This window comes from Flagellimonas olearia, from assembly GCF_004150225.1.
Taxonomy (GTDB): Bacteria; Bacteroidota; Bacteroidia; order Flavobacteriales; family Flavobacteriaceae; genus Flagellimonas; species Flagellimonas olearia.
The window spans coordinates 120739-135657 of sequence record NZ_ML142913.1; the positions used below are offsets into that span (position 1 = coordinate 120739).

Genomic DNA, 14919 nt, shown 5'->3' on the forward strand with positions numbered 1-14919 from the left:
AGGAAGATTGTAAATCAATCCCCATGCTAAAACAACATCTACAGTTTAAGCTTTCCCAGAAACTGTCTCCACAGCAGATTCAGCTCATGAAGCTCATTCAATTGCCCACACAGGCATTTGAGCAGCGATTGAAGCAGGAACTGGAGGAGAATCCCGCCCTTGAGAGTGGAAAGGCGGAGAGCGATGTCATGGATGATGTTTATGAGGACACCTACGATGATTCATCGGACAATGAGACCATTTCCGCAGAGGATATCAATATTGATGATTATCTGAGCGATGATGAAATCCCGGATTACAGGACCCGCACGAACAACTACAGCGCAGACGATGAGGAAAAAAGCATTCCGTATGCGGCCGGCACTTCTTTCAACCAGCACCTGATCAACCAACTCAACACGGTTTATTTGGATGATGAGGAATGGGCGATTGCGGAGTTCTTGGTGGGCAGTGTGGATGAAAGCGGATATATTAGACGTCCCATTGCCGATATTATGGATGATTTGGCCTTTACGCAAAACATCTATGTGGATGAGAAAAAGATTCAATCTGTCCTCAAAGTGGTCCAGGAATTGGACCCCCCAGGGGTAGCTGCAAGATCATTGGACGAGTGCTTGATCATCCAGCTTAAGCGCAAGGAACAAAAACCCTCGGTTGAACTGGCCATCAACATCTTGGAAAAATCGTTTGATCAATTCACCAAAAAGCACTACGCCAAGCTCATCCAGAAGTACCACATCACTGAAGAGGAGCTCAAAGCTGCCATTTCCGAAATTGAAAGACTGAACCCCAAACCGGGTGGCTCCTATTCGGGCAACACCCGGATGATTGAACACATTGTCCCCGACTTTTCCATTCGGATCGTGGACGGGGAACTGGAACTTAGCCTAAACGGCAGAAATGCCCCTGAACTGCATGTTTCCAAAGAGTACAACAACATGCTCCAAGGGTATAAGGATTCCAAGGAAAAATCAAAATCACAGAAGGATACCGTGCTCTTCATCAAGCAAAAGTTGGATGCGGCCAAGTGGTTCATTGATGCCATTAAACAGCGACAGCAAACCCTATTTGTAACCATGAGCACCATCATGAACTATCAAAAAGAATATTTTTTGACCGGTGATGAACGAAAATTGCGCCCCATGATCTTAAAGGACATTGCAGACCAAATAGACATGGACGTTTCCACGGTTTCACGTGTGGCCAACAGTAAATATGTGGATACACCTTATGGGACCAAACTTATCAAGGACTACTTTTCCGAAGCCATGAAGAATGAGCAAGGAGAAGACGTATCCACCAAAGAAATCAAAAAAATATTGGAGACCGTTATTGGCGATGAGGAAAAGAAAAAGCCGTTAACGGATGATAAACTGGCAAAAATCCTTAAAGAGCGTGGCTACCCCATAGCTCGAAGAACCGTGGCCAAGTACAGGGAACAATTGGGCATCCCGGTGGCCAGGTTAAGAAAGGAAATCTAATGCGCCACTTCTTCAACATTGTCTCCTACCTTTTTCACCCACTGTTCATCCCTGTAGGAGGAACCATACTCTATTTTTTAGTAGCTCCTTACAGCACTTTGGAGATTCAAAGCGGGAACATCCTACCCATTTTTATCCTCACCGTAATCATCCCAATCATCTTTTTTCTGATCCTGAAAAATTTGGGAGTGATACATTCCATTTTTCTACCTACCCTTCAGGAACGCAAGTACCCGCTCTATATCAGCTGTGCTTTATTTTTGATGATATTGTACAAAGTCATCCCCAACAATTACGTGCATGAGCTATTCTACTTCTTTATAGGCTTGCTCACCGCCACGGCAACAGCCCTTATCCTCCTTTTCCTGAAGTTTAAGACCAGTATGCACCTTTTGGGCATGGGAAGTGTTTTAATGTTCATGATCGGGCTTAGCATCCATTTTGAAGTGAACATTACCTTGGCCATTAGTATTTTCACCCTATGTACGGGATTGGTGGCCACTTCACGACTGTATCTACAGGCCCACAACAAAGCCGAATTACTGATAGGATTCCTTGTAGGAGTCTGCTCCCAACTGATCATTTTAAAGTATTGGCTATAGAATGTAGAAGATCAAACCAATACGAAGCACTCTTGTATCTATTCTTTCCCCAGACGGTAGTTGAGCGGTTTCTTCCAGTAAGGGACTTAGACCATAGTAGGCATGGATATTCCAGGTGTTGTATCCAAAGTTGAGCATTAGCCCATATTGGAAAGGCTGGATATCGTCATTGGAAAAACTGGTTGAACCACCTTCCATGACCAATTTGGACCTCCCTGAAAACACATACCCCAGTTTAACGCCGGCATATATACGCCAGAACTTATATTCTTCAACCGTCGAGGTCCTCCATCTCAATTCCAAGGGAAACTCAACGGCATGGGTTTCCAGTTTGCTGCGGTTAAAATCGCCTTGGTCCATGACCTCATAAGAAATTATGTTGTTTGTCTTGGTAGCCACAATGTTGCTGTAGTAGGAGTTTACCGCATACCCCACACCAATTCCCAAGCCTACATTCCTTCTATAATTAAGCGGGATATCTTTGATAAAGCCGGCCTGAAGGTTATAGGAAAGGTTACGCTGCACGGTATTTTCCGGTCTATTGAACAGGAGATTGTACCCCAACCCGATATAAAATTGATCTTCCAGATAGCGCCTATTTACATCCACAATGGAATCCTGTACTTCTTGTGATTGTGCCACAAAAAAGGAAAACGACAATAGGGTCAAAACTACATACTGCTTCATTACAATGCTCTCCAAAATAAAAAACAACCCAAATTACACATTTGGATTGTTTTTAACTCTACTCTTTTCCCCAAAGTTTTCCCTATAATGGATTTCCTTGGAAGACGGTATAGTTTACCTTAAGCAGGTTGACTTTACGGAGCTCCTCTTTTATATCTGACACCACCCCGACATTTACATCCTTATCTATTTTAAGGGAAACGGTGACCAGGTTTCGGATGGCATCGGGCTTTTGTGCAAGTTCCTGTAAAACATAGGGACCCACTTCACTCATATGGGCAATTTTATTGTTCAACTGGATTCTTGGTTCTGACCCCAATACTTTTGCCAAATCTTGATTGGGCCTTCCAACATATATTTCAATAACCCTATCCTTTTTCTCTAGCTTTTTTACTTGGTTCGCTTGGGGCAAGTTATTGTCCACCAACAGCGTTTCGGACTTAATTGTGGTGACCGTCATAAAAAAGAACAATAAAATAAAAACAATGTCCGGTAAAGCTGCCGTTGATATGGCAGGCTGTGCTTTTTTCTTATTTCTAATGCTTCTCATAATGTCTTAGTTTAGTTGGGATATGGTTTCTGCCTCCGAAAGTTTCATTGGGAACATCTCCCGAATCGTTTCAATCTCCCGTTGTAGGGCCATCTTCTTCACATCGGACATCTCATCGGAATAATACGATTCCTCCATATCCACATAGTTCTTCCCATAAAGTCTTTGGGATTCCCTGTTCCTCAATTCATTGTAGGCTGCCGTTAATGCATCCTGTACGCTTACATACATCCCATATGAAGCTTCACGGTCGCTATTGAAAGATATTACAGCCTTCACAGGGTTATCGGAAGCATCAGGGCTTTCAGCTCCCTTACAATACCCACAATGATTCTCCTTTCCTTTTGGAATGCCTCCATTATCCAAAAATGCCATTGCAGCCGTTTTAAGATCTTCCAATTCCATAATACCATCCTCCACGAAGAGCTCGTCATTTTTATTTAGGCTTACCCTAAATATATTACGTTCATTTACGGGAGGAGGAGGAATGGTTTCCTTGGGAGGTAGTTTTCGGTCCAGACCAACATCGGTCTGTATGGTTGCGGTTACCAAGAAAAAGATCAATAGCAGAAAAGCAATATCTGCCATTGACCCCGCATTTACTTCGGGATTCTCTCTGTTTCTGTTCATAACTTAAGGTTTAGCTGGGATTAATATTCCTTATTGGTTCTCAGGAACATACATCACAACAACTATTCCAAAACAGAGAAAGGGAAGTTCCCTACAAACAAAAAACGCCCCAAATCTTACAATTTGGAGCGTTTCCCACTAAATCTAAGTTATTGTTTACTGCAAGTTATTAAACGCATCCCCTTCATAGGTCGTATAATTGACCTTAAGGGCATTAACTTCTCTTAGTTGTTGTTTAATATCGGTGATAAGACCCATATTGGCGTTCTTATCAACCTTTAGAGCAGTAGTCAATACATTTTGAAGTTCCTGTGGTTTCTTGGCGCGTTCGGCCAAGATGTAAGATCCAACCTCGTCTACATTCGCAAACTTGTCATTCAATTGAATCCTTGGTTCAGTCCCAAAAACACTTTGGTATTCTTGGGTGGGCTTTCCAACGTAGATATAGATCACACGATCCTTTTTCTCCAACTTTTTGATTTCAGTTGCATTGGGAAGTGTATTCTCAACCAATAGGGAACTATCTTTCATGGTTGTTACCGTCATAAAAAAGAACAGCAACATAAAGACAATATCTGGAAGTGACGCGGTAGATACCGCTGGCAAATCCCCATCTTTCTTTTTTGTAAACTTAGCCATATTAAATTCTAGTTTTAATTGGTTGATGTTTCCGCTTCGGATAGTTTCTGTGGAAACATATCCTGAATACGTTTCACCTTATCCTTCAAATCGTCCCGCGTTGCAGTGGGAGTTTCTGGGTTAAGGTACTCAGATTCCATCTCTGTAAAGTCCCTGTTGAATAAACGTTGGGCCTCACGGTTACGCAAATCGTTATAGGCACCTACCAACTCGTTCTGTACGGTAATGTAGGTACTGTATTTGGTCTCCCTGTCATTCTTCAAAGAGATGATGGCTTTTGTTGGATTATCGGATGAAGCTGCATCCTTTCTTCCCTTGCAATAGCTACAGGAACCGTCTGCATTGTTCTCCAAGAATGCTGTTGCAGCCTTCCTCAAGTCCTTCAGGTTCATCAGCTCATCTTCCACCAACAGCTGTCCATTTTTATTGATATTAACCGTAAAAATGTTCTTCTGTCTAATGATTACGTCCGTTTCTGGCGGCTCTATGGGCGGCAACATACGATCCAAACCTGCATCTGTTTCAATGGTTGTGGTAACCAAGAAAAAGATCAGCAAGAGGAACGCAATATCCGCCATGGAACCGGCATTTACTTCCGGTGCTCCTTTTCTTCTAGGCATAATTCAGCTTTTTACTTGACGAACATTTTCTTCAACCCTGGCAACACCATAAGAAGTACGGCCACTACCGTTAGGATGAAGAAGACATTTAGTCCCATTCCAATATTCTTTACAGTACCCTCAGTAGTTTCTATACCTCTTGAAGACATAGCTTCAACTACAGCCATGTTGTTGGAGGAAAGTCCATAAGATACTGCTACTACTATAGCCAGTCCACCGATGGCGAACAGGGCTTTCTTAATACTTCCAGGAGTAGTAAGCAGTTTTTTCAATCCGAAAAATACCGCTGACACCACTGCAATGGCCAACAAGATGTACATGATGATGAACATGAAGTTCATGGCACCACTATTGATGGCACCTGGGTCATCAGCAGAAGGCAAAGAGAACCAAAGAACGGCCGCTACCAACCCGATGACAATGAGTGCTATTTTTATTACTTTATTCATGATTCTCGATAGTTTTTGGTTTCGTAATTATTTCTTGTGAGCTGCCAACATATCAATCAATGATATGGAGGAATCTTCCATGTCGTTTACGATACTATCGATTTTAGCAATGATATAGTTATAGAAAATCTGAAGGATGATCGCAACAATAAGACCAAATACCGTGGTCAACAATGCTACCTGGATATCACCGGCGATCAAAGATGCGCTCAAGTTACCCACAGCCGCGATTTTCTGGAAGGCCTGAATCATACCGATTACCGTACCCATGAACCCAAGCATAGGAGCAATAGCGATAAATAGAGACAACCAAGAAACGTTTTTCTCCAACTGTCCCATTTGAACCCCTCCATAAGCCACAACAGCTTTTTCTGCAGATTCCAAACCTTCTCCAGCTCTATCCAAACCTTGGTAGAAGATGGAAGCAACAGGACCTTTTGTATTTCTACATACTTCTTTGGCCGCTTCAACACCACCGGAAGCCAAGGCATCTTCAACTTGTTGCTTAAGCTTGGCAGAGTTTGTGGTAGCCAAATTCAAATAAATAATTCTTTCAATGGCAACAGCCAATCCCAATATCAAACAAAGCAATACGATACCCATGAAGGCAGGACCCCCTTGGATAAACTGTTCTTTCAATACTTGGGTGAAACCTTTGCTGGCTTCAGCAGCAGCTTCTTCTTGCAACATGGCAGCCGATGCAGTTGTTGTTCCCAAAACAAACATTCCGGCAGCAGCCAGAGTAAAGGATACTTTTTTCATTTTTCTCAAACTTAAATTTAGTTAGTTAATAATGTTAAAGATATAAAAATTTTATAATTGAAAAATTAAAATACCTAGCAGAGAGGAAGGGATTCGAACCCTCGATACACTTTTGGTGTATACACACTTTCCAGGCGTGCGCCTTCGACCACTCGGCCACCTCTCTATTTTCCCAATTGGGTCGACCAATAAACGAAAAAATAATCAGTTTTAGAAATTTGACACGTTAATTTTACAGCATTTCACCGCGTAGTGAGGTTTCAAAAATAGTTTTGAACAATTTGCCCGAAACACCAGTCCCCAATAGGTACATGGCCTTGGTTATGGCCGCCTCTGTTGTAATATCCTTTCCATTAACCAGTTGCATTTCCCGAAGCTTTTCGCTGGTCTCATAATGACCCATGGATACGCTGCCCCCAGAGCACTGAGTTACATTAATAACATGTAAACCCTTTTTTATGGCAATTCTTAATTCATCCAAAAACCATGCATCCATTGGAGCATTTCCGGCCCCATAGGTTTCCAAAACAAGCGCCTTAAGACCGGGAATGTTCAAGACCGATTGCAAGACTTCTTTGTTAAGTCCGGGAAATAGTTTCAAGATGGCCACATGATCATCCATGGTCTTATGGACCTGCAAGGCCTTATGTTTGGAAATTTTAGGCAATAGGTTGGCATAATGCACATTCAGGTGCACACCCGATTCCACCAAAGGTGGATGGTTCAAGGAAGCGAATGCCTCAAAATGTTCCGCGTTGATCTTGGTGGTCCTATTGGCACGGTACAGCTTGTATTCAAAATACAGTCCCACCTCCTGCACCACAGCCTTACCTTTCTCCCTAAGGGCCGCAATTTGGATGGAGGTGATCAGATTCTCCTTGGCATCTGTACGCAAATCCCCTATGGGCAATTGGGATCCTGTAAAAATCACGGGCTTGGCCAGGTTCTCCAACATAAAGCTCAAAGCCGATGCAGAATAACTCATGGTATCGCTGCCATGCAGCACCACAAAGCCATCATACATGGCATAATGCTCCTCTATCATGGAAGCTATCTGCGCCCAATACGTAGGGTTCATATTGGAAGAATCAATGGGCTTTTCAAAGGATATACCTGTTAACGTACAATCCAACTGGTTCAGTTCGGGAATGTTCTTGATCAGCTCCTCAAAATTGAAAGCTCTCAAGGCCCCGGTCTCATAATCCTTGACCATACCGATGGTACCCCCGGTATAGATCAGCAGAATATGGTTTTTTTCCTTCATGGGTTATATGCCAAATACGTTTTTGGAATTCTCCGTGGTAATCTCTGCAAGTTCCTTAATGGATTTTCCATATATGAGGGACAGCTTCTCCAGAACCTCAACAATATAAGCACTTTCATTCCGCTTTCCCCTAAAGGGAACCGGCGCTAAATAAGGCGAGTCGGTCTCCAAGACGATGTGCTCCAAATTAATTTGACCTAAAAACTGGTCGATTTTTCCATTCTTGAACGTGGCCACTCCCCCAATCCCCAATTTCATTCCATAGGAAATGGCTTGATGTGCTTGTTCCAAAGTTCCCGTAAAACAATGAAAAATCCCATATAGGTCATCCCCTTTTTCCTGTTCCAAAATCTCAAAAATCTCATCAAAAGCCTCCCGGCAATGGATCACAATGGGCAATTGGTGCTTTTTGGCCAAACGGATCTGATATACAAATGCCTCTTGCTGCTGTTTTAAAAATGTCTTGTCCCAATACAGGTCTATACCGATTTCCCCCACAGCATAAAACTTCCGCTTGGAGATCCATTCCTCCACATGGGCCAGCTCTTCCTTATAGTTTTCCTTGACATGGGTAGGATGCAATCCCATCATCAAAAATACATTTTTGGGGTAATCGGATTCCAAATCCAACATGGACTGGGTATAGGTTGAATCGATGGCAGGAATAAAAAAGCGTTCCACCCCGGCATCGAGGGCACGCCGCATCATTTCATCCCTATCCCCTTCAAAGGCCTCACTATATAAATGGGTATGGGTATCGGTTATGATCATATCGCAAAAATAGACTTATCTTAGATGCCCCAAAACTTTGTGCCTGAATAAAACGTTAGCATTCATTGATTGCGTTAAAGATCACATCATCCCATCAATACCATGGCGTCACTCAAAAAGTTTCTAAAAGCCAAAAGCTACACCAAGATACCCTTAACCCTCACCGAGACCAACCATTTTGAAATTGCCGCCAAAATCAATGGGGTCACCGGCAGATTCATTTTGGACACAGGCGCTTCAAACACCTGCGTAGGAATGGACAAAACAGCTTTTTTCAATATGGTGTCCGAAGCTTCGGATGTAAAAGCCGCCGGGGCGGGGGCTACCGAAATGGAAACCTTGGTCTCCACCAAAAATAAAATCAAGATAGGGGATTGGAAAAAAAGCCGACTCAAGATAGTCCTCTTTGACCTGGTCCATGTAAACAAGGCCCTTACCTCCCACAATGCACTGCCCGTAGACGGAATCATTGGGGCTGATATCCTTAAAAAGGGAAAAGCGGTAATTGATTATGATAAAAAAAGCCTCTACTTAAAAAAGTAAAGGCTGTTATTTTAAGACCTCTCGACTACACTCGAGGTGACAAATTTATAGCTCCAAAGCTTTCTTCACATCACCATCCATCAACAACTCTACCGGGCTTTCCAAAGCTTCCTTGACCGCCACCAAGAAACCAACGGATTCTTTTCCATCGATGATTCTATGGTCATACGACAGGGCCACATACATAATGGGCGCAATAACAATACCGCCATCCCTTACAATAGGGCGCTCCACAATGTTGTGCATTCCCAAGATTCCACTTTGTGGTGGGTTGATGATAGGCGTGGACAGCATGGAACCGAATACCCCGCCATTGGTAATGGTAAAGGTTCCGCCGGTCATTTCATCTACCGTAATCTCACCTTCCCTGGCACGGATGGCCAAACGTTTCACTTCGGCTTCCACACCTCTAAAGGTTAGGTTCTCCGCATTTCGGATTACAGGCACCATAAGACCTTTGGGTCCGGAAACAGCAATACTGATATCACAGAAATCATAGGTGATCATTTCCTTTCCATCGATCATGGAGTTTACGGCAGGATACATTTGCAACGCTCGGATCACCGCTTTGGTAAAGAAGGACATAAAGCCCAAACTTACACCATGCTTATCCTTGAATTCTTCTTTGTACTGCTTGCGCAATTCAAAGATGGGCGACATATCCACTTCATTGAAAGTGGTCAACATCGCAGTTTCATTTTTGGCGGACACCAAACGCTCGGCTACTTTTCTACGTAGCATGGACAGTTTGGAGCGGGTCTCTCCCCTACTTCCTCCTGTGGGCGTACCCATGGATGGAACCGCTTGCACAGCATCTTCCTTGGTAATGCGACCATCCCTTCCAGAACCGGAAACGGATGAAGGCTGAATACCCTTTTCATCCAAAATCTTTTTGGCTGCTGGCGAAGGCGTTCCTGAAGCATAGGTTTCCTTGGCAGGCTCTGCCTTTTTTGGCTCCGCTTTGGGCTCCTCTTTTTTAGGTTCTTCTTTCGCTCCTGCCTTTGGAGCACTCCCTTCGGGTTTTTCGGCGCTGGTATCGATAAGACACACCACTTCACCTACGGCCACGGCATCCCCAACTTCGGCCTTTAGGGTAATAATTCCACTTTCTTCCGCAGGAAGCTCCAATGTTGCCTTGTCCGAGTCAACCTCTGCAATGGCTTGATCCTTTTCCACATAATCTCCATCCTCGACCAACCATTCGGCTATCTCAACCTCTGTAATGGATTCCCCAGGAGAGGGAACTTTCATTTCTAATACCATGCTATACGCGTTTATACTTTATTATCGAATTAACATATTGTCCTTACTCTTATCAAAGACATACTCCAACACTTGGGCATGACGTCTTTGGGAACGCACCGCACTTCCCGCAGCGGGAGCTCCATAAAATCTACGTGAGGCCACCCTAAATTGTTTGGCTTCGTCAAAATGCATCAGCATGTGCCCCCAAGCCCCCATGTTCCTAGGTTCTTCCTGGGCCCAAACAATATCGTCCGCATTTTTATATTTCTTGATGACCTTCTGCATTTCAGCAGTTGGCAATGGGAACAACTGCTCCACACGCACCAAGGCCACATCGTCCCGTTTCAATTCTTCCCGCTTGTCCAAAAGATCGTAATAGAACTTTCCGGTACAGAACACCAATGTTTTTACTTTGGCTGCACTTGCTTCGCTATCATCGATCACCATTTGGAAACTTCCATTGGCCATTTCCTCTTTGGAGGAAACCACTTTAGGATGACGCAACAAACTCTTTGGCGTGAATACCACCAACGGTTTTCTGTAATCGGCTTTCATCTGCCTACGAAGCAGGTGGAACAAGTTGGCAGGGGTGGTGACATCCGCCACGTACATATTGTCCTTGGCACACAACTGAAGGTAGCGCTCCATACGTGCCGAAGAGTGCTCAGCTCCCTGTCCTTCATATCCATGGGGCAACAAAAGCACCAAACCGTTCTGCAACTTCCACTTATCCTCAGCTGAAGATAGGTATTGGTCTATAATGATCTGAGCCCCGTTACTGAAATCCCCAAATTGGGCCTCCCAAATGGCAAGGGTCTTGGGACTTGCCATGGCATACCCATAGTCAAAGCCCATTACCGCATATTCCGATAGCAGGGAATTATAGATATGGAACTTCCCATTTTGGTTGTCCCCAAGTTCGTTCAACAAAGTTACCTCTTCCTCATGCATCTCGGTTTTGATCACGGCATGACGGTGCGAAAAAGTACCCCGCTCCACATCTTGGCCGGACATGCGCACATCAAAGCCTTCCTCGATCAAAGATCCATAGGCCAAAAGCTCCCCCATGGCCCAATCCAACTGATTGTCCTCAAAGTACATCTTATGCCGTGCTTCGACCAATCGCTCCAGCTTTCTTAGGAATTTTTTTCCTTCGGGAAGCACGGTGATGCTTCGGGCAATCTCCGTCAATTTTTCCAAGTTGTACGAAGTATCCATGGTTTCCAACATGGTCTCCTCGGTCACTTGGCCAAACCCTTCCCATTCATCTTGCATGAAAGGGGTTATTCTTGTTTTCTCGATCTTTCTGGAATCCAAAAGATCTTCCTCCAAGTTCTTTTTATATTCTTCCTCGAGATTTTTAACGTAGTCTTTATCAATGATGCCCTCAGCAATCAATCTCTCCGCATAAATATCCCTTGGGTTCTGGTGCTTGGATATGGATTTATACAACAAAGGTTGGGTGAACTTTGGTTCATCCCCTTCATTATGCCCATATTTTCGATAGCCCAACAGATCCAAGAAAATATCGCGCTTGTATCGCATTCTATACTCCAATGCAAAAATAGAGGCATGGACCACAGCTTCGGCATCATCCGCATTGACGTGCAATACGGGGGATAGGGTAACCTTGCCCACATCGGTACAATAGGTTGAGGAACGGGCATCCAGATAATTGGTGGTAAACCCGATTTGGTTATTCACTACAATATGAATGGTCCCTCCGGTGGCATAGCCATCCAAACGGGCCATTTGTATAATTTCATATACCACGCCCTGAGCCGCAAAAGCTGCATCGCCATGCACCAAAATAGGCAACACTTCCGATACATTGTCAGTATGATCACGATCTTGCTTTGCACGGGTTATCCCCTCAACAATGGCGTTCACGGTTTCCAAATGCGAAGGGTTGGGAGCAATGTTCATGTTCACCATTTTCCCGGAATCGGTCTCCCGCTTGGAAGTCCATCCGAGGTGATATTTCACATCCCCATCAAAAATGGTCTCTTCGTAGTCCTTTCCGTCGAACTCACTGAAAATGTCCCTTGGGGATTTTCCGAAGATGTTGGTCAATACATTTAAACGACCACGGTGGGCCATTCCCATCACAAACTGTTTCACTCCACGGTCCGCAGCCTTTTCAATGATGACATCCAAAGCAGGAATCAAAGACTCACCACCTTCAAGGGAGAATCGTTTCTGTCCTACATACTTGGTATGCAAAAAGCTTTCAAAGGAAACCGCTTCATTCAACTTCCTGAGAATACTCTTCTTTTCTTCCGGACTGAAATTGGGATGGTTATCGTTTACGTTGAGCCAATCCTGAATCCACTGAATGCGTTCCGGGGTACGGATGTACATGTACTCCACCCCAATGGAATCGCAATAGATGCGCTCCAAATGGGCAATGATCTCCTTCAAAGAGGCAGACCCTATACCCAGAATTTTCCCGGCATCAAAAACAGTCCCCATATCCGCCTCGGACAAGCCAAAGTTGACAATGTCCAAAGTGGGCTCATATTTACGTCTTTCCCTGACCGGATTGGTCTTGGTAAAGAGGTGGCCCCGGGAACGGTAGCCATCAATCAAGCGGATGACCTGAAACTCCTTTTGGAGGGTCTCGGGCATTTCCACCTGTTTTCCATTGGCTAAGATTACCGTGCCGGTATTGCCTGAATCAATCCCCAAATCTTCCAAGGAACTTTCCATTCCGAAATCAAATCCTTGAAAAAAAGCCCTCCAACTGGGCTCCACACTATCGGGGTTCGTAAGATATTTATCGTACAGCTCCGCAAAAAATGAGGTGTGCGCTGCGTTTAAAAATGAATATTTGTCCATGGACAGCTAATAGCTAAAAACCTATCTAAAAATTTTATCAAAAATACAACAAATACAACAGTTGGCCTACAAAGTTGCATTTAATCAAAAAAAAGTTTTAGGTGTTATATTTATGCTTGTACCAAACTTTCTGCCATTCCCTTTTCAAAAGCAGGAACGATACTTCAGCGGACAGGTCAACCACATCAGAAAGGGGCATATTGCGAACCGCCTCCTCCGGAATATCCACCACATAAAGTAGATTGAGGTATTCCGAAAACTTTTCCACCATGAGCACATAGATTTTCTCATGCAGAAGGCTTTTCAGCTCGGAAGGTGCAATGTCCTTATGAATCTTCAATGATATGTTGGCCAAACCAAAATCCTTTTCCAGCTGCACCAAAAGGTTTTGGTACAGCTGCTCCTTTTGGGCCACTTCCAATAGTTCCAGACTGTTGTTAAAGTTGGACAGCATATGGTATGTACGTCCAATCCGTTAAAAAGGATTTACTCGGACTTGAATATTTTCCCTTCTTTCATCACAAAAACCACATTCCTCAACGTATTCACATCATCCTCAGGGTTCTCGTCCACGGCCACGATATCAGCCAAAAAACCGGCTTTAAGTTGCCCAAGATTATCTCCCATTCCCAAAAGTTCGGCATTGGTTATGGTCGCAGACTTGATCGCCTCTACCACGGGCATCCCGGCCTCTACCATATATACAAACTCCCTTGCATTCTCCCCATGTGGAAAAACGGCCGCATCGGTCCCAAAGGCAATAGGCACTCCTTTTTTATAGGCAAGCTGAAAGGTGGCCTGGATCTTTGGTCCTATCTCACTGGCTTTCTTGGCCACCACATCAGGGAAGTATCCAGGTTTTTTGGCATTCTCGGTCACTTCCTTTCCAGCGGTGATCGTAGGCACCAAAAACGTATTGTGTTTCACCATAAGGTCCATGGTTCCCTCACTCATCAGGGTACCATGTTCTATCGTTTTAATACCTCCCAAAATAGCCCTTCGCATCCCTTCATCACCATGGGCATGGGCCGCCGTAAGCATATTGTAGTCTTTGGCAGTCTCTGTTATCGCCTTTATCTCTTCAATGGTAAACTGCGGATTCTGTCCACTCTTGGCCACACTGAGCACACCTCCGGTAGCGGTGATCTTAATGACATCCGCCCCATCTTTATAGCGTTGTCTTACCGCCTTTTTACCGTCTTCTTCCGAATTCACCACACCTTCTTTGGGGCCGGGATCTCCCATCAAATCTTTTTTCATGCCATTGGTCGGGTCTGCATGGCCACCGGTTGTCCCTATGGCCTTACCGGCGGTAAAAATTCTAGGCCCTACAATAACTCCTTTGTTTATGGCATTTCGAAGTGCAATGTTGACTCCGCTTCCTCCCAAGTCACGAACTGTGGTAAATCCTGCCATCAAAGTGTTCTTGGCATATACGGTGGATTGAAAGGCCACATCGGCATCATTCAGGGTAAACCTTTGGATATAGGTATTGGGACTGGACTGCCCTTCAATGTGCACATGCATATCTATGAACCCAGGAAGCACGGTCTTGTCCTTCAAGTCCACGACCACATCTTGCGCGCCACCAGTCCTGTATCCATTTTCAATGGACTTGATTGAATTTCCTGAAACCACTATGGTTTTTTCTGAGAGCATTTTACCCGATTTCACATCCAATAGGCGACCACAATGGAGGTAGGTTTCCTGAGCCAGTGCCACAGCACCAAAAAGTAAGAGAGAAAGGAAGATAAGTTTTTTCATTTTCAAAAAGTTTAGTCAATTAGTTTGACTAATGTAAGCATCCCTTGCATGATAACCTAACAACGAAACCATTG

The 14919-nt window shown here is 44.2% G+C and carries 16 protein-coding genes and 1 tRNA gene; 3 read left to right on the forward strand and 14 right to left on the reverse strand.

The annotated features are described in order from the left end of the window. The first annotated feature begins 23 nt into the window (after positions 1–23). Together rpoN and DN53_RS15100 are read left to right on the forward strand one after the other, a co-directional pair. Positions 24–1481 carry an RNA polymerase factor sigma-54 gene (gene rpoN / locus DN53_RS15095; protein ID WP_129655580.1) on the forward strand — a complete coding sequence of 486 codons (1458 nt, stop codon included), beginning with the start codon at positions 24–26 and terminating at the stop codon, positions 1479–1481. Then, positions 1481–2083, forward strand: coding sequence for a hypothetical protein (locus DN53_RS15100; protein ID WP_129655582.1), 603 nt, complete (start codon positions 1481–1483; stop codon positions 2081–2083). Before rpoN ends, DN53_RS15100 begins: the two co-directional genes overlap by 1 nt. On the opposite strand, the gene DN53_RS15105 is transcribed toward DN53_RS15100, so the two are convergent. From DN53_RS15105 to DN53_RS15150, 10 genes are all read right to left on the reverse strand, one after another. Further along, positions 2078–2770 carry a porin family protein gene (locus tag DN53_RS15105; protein ID WP_129655584.1) on the reverse strand — a complete coding sequence of 231 codons (693 nt, stop codon included), beginning with the start codon at positions 2768–2770 and terminating at the stop codon, positions 2078–2080. The two genes, DN53_RS15100 and DN53_RS15105, sit on opposite strands and share 6 nt — an antisense overlap. A gap of 82 nt (positions 2771–2852) precedes the next feature. Beyond that, on the reverse strand, positions 2853–3320 hold the full coding sequence (locus DN53_RS15110; RefSeq protein WP_129655586.1) for an ExbD/TolR family protein: 468 nt from the start codon (positions 3318–3320) through the stop codon (positions 2853–2855). Positions 3321–3326: 6 nt separating this feature from the next. Beyond that, complete coding sequence (locus DN53_RS15115) at positions 3327–3950, reverse strand: ExbD/TolR family protein (RefSeq protein WP_129655588.1); 624 nt, start codon at positions 3948–3950, stop codon at positions 3327–3329. 156 nt (positions 3951–4106) lie between these two features. Then, positions 4107–4589, reverse strand: coding sequence for an ExbD/TolR family protein (locus DN53_RS15120; RefSeq protein ID WP_116217167.1), 483 nt, complete (start codon positions 4587–4589; stop codon positions 4107–4109). Between the two features lie 14 nt (positions 4590–4603). Then, positions 4604–5209: an ExbD/TolR family protein gene (locus DN53_RS15125; protein ID WP_129655590.1), complete on the reverse strand. Its 606-nt coding sequence runs from the start codon at positions 5207–5209 to the stop codon at positions 4604–4606. A gap of 11 nt (positions 5210–5220) precedes the next feature. After that, positions 5221–5658: a hypothetical protein gene (locus DN53_RS15130; RefSeq protein ID WP_129655592.1), complete on the reverse strand. Its 438-nt coding sequence runs from the start codon at positions 5656–5658 to the stop codon at positions 5221–5223. Positions 5659–5685: 27 nt separating this feature from the next. Further along, positions 5686–6420, reverse strand: a complete 735-nt coding sequence (locus tag DN53_RS15135; protein WP_116217164.1) for a MotA/TolQ/ExbB proton channel family protein — start codon at positions 6418–6420, stop codon at positions 5686–5688. A gap of 78 nt (positions 6421–6498) precedes the next feature. Beyond that, positions 6499–6586: transfer RNA gene (locus DN53_RS15140), tRNA-Ser, on the reverse strand. Positions 6587–6652: 66 nt separating this feature from the next. Next, positions 6653–7684, reverse strand: coding sequence for an asparaginase (locus DN53_RS15145; RefSeq protein ID WP_129655594.1), 1032 nt, complete (start codon positions 7682–7684; stop codon positions 6653–6655). A 3-nt stretch (positions 7685–7687) separates the two neighbouring features. Next, positions 7688–8455 carry a TatD family hydrolase gene (locus DN53_RS15150; RefSeq protein ID WP_129655596.1) on the reverse strand — a complete coding sequence of 256 codons (768 nt, stop codon included), beginning with the start codon at positions 8453–8455 and terminating at the stop codon, positions 7688–7690. 102 nt (positions 8456–8557) lie between these two features. On the opposite strand from DN53_RS15150, the gene DN53_RS15155 reads away from it, so the two are divergent. Next, on the forward strand, positions 8558–8998 hold the full coding sequence (locus tag DN53_RS15155; RefSeq protein WP_129655598.1) for a retropepsin-like aspartic protease family protein: 441 nt from the start codon (positions 8558–8560) through the stop codon (positions 8996–8998). A 45-nt stretch (positions 8999–9043) separates the two neighbouring features. Here DN53_RS15155 and odhB read toward each other — a convergent pair whose 3' ends face one another. From odhB to DN53_RS15175, 4 genes are all read right to left on the reverse strand, one after another. After that, a complete protein-coding gene (gene odhB / locus DN53_RS15160) occupies positions 9044–10261 on the reverse strand; it encodes a 2-oxoglutarate dehydrogenase complex dihydrolipoyllysine-residue succinyltransferase (protein WP_129655600.1) in 1218 nt (405 codons plus the stop codon). 21 nt (positions 10262–10282) lie between these two features. Next, positions 10283–13081, reverse strand: coding sequence for a 2-oxoglutarate dehydrogenase E1 component (locus tag DN53_RS15165; protein ID WP_129655601.1), 2799 nt, complete (start codon positions 13079–13081; stop codon positions 10283–10285). Positions 13082–13178: 97 nt separating this feature from the next. After that, complete coding sequence (locus DN53_RS15170) at positions 13179–13535, reverse strand: hypothetical protein (RefSeq protein WP_129655603.1); 357 nt, start codon at positions 13533–13535, stop codon at positions 13179–13181. Between the two features lie 32 nt (positions 13536–13567). After that, positions 13568–14845 carry a metal-dependent hydrolase family protein gene (locus DN53_RS15175; RefSeq protein ID WP_129655605.1) on the reverse strand — a complete coding sequence of 426 codons (1278 nt, stop codon included), beginning with the start codon at positions 14843–14845 and terminating at the stop codon, positions 13568–13570. Positions 14846–14919 lie beyond the last annotated feature (74 nt).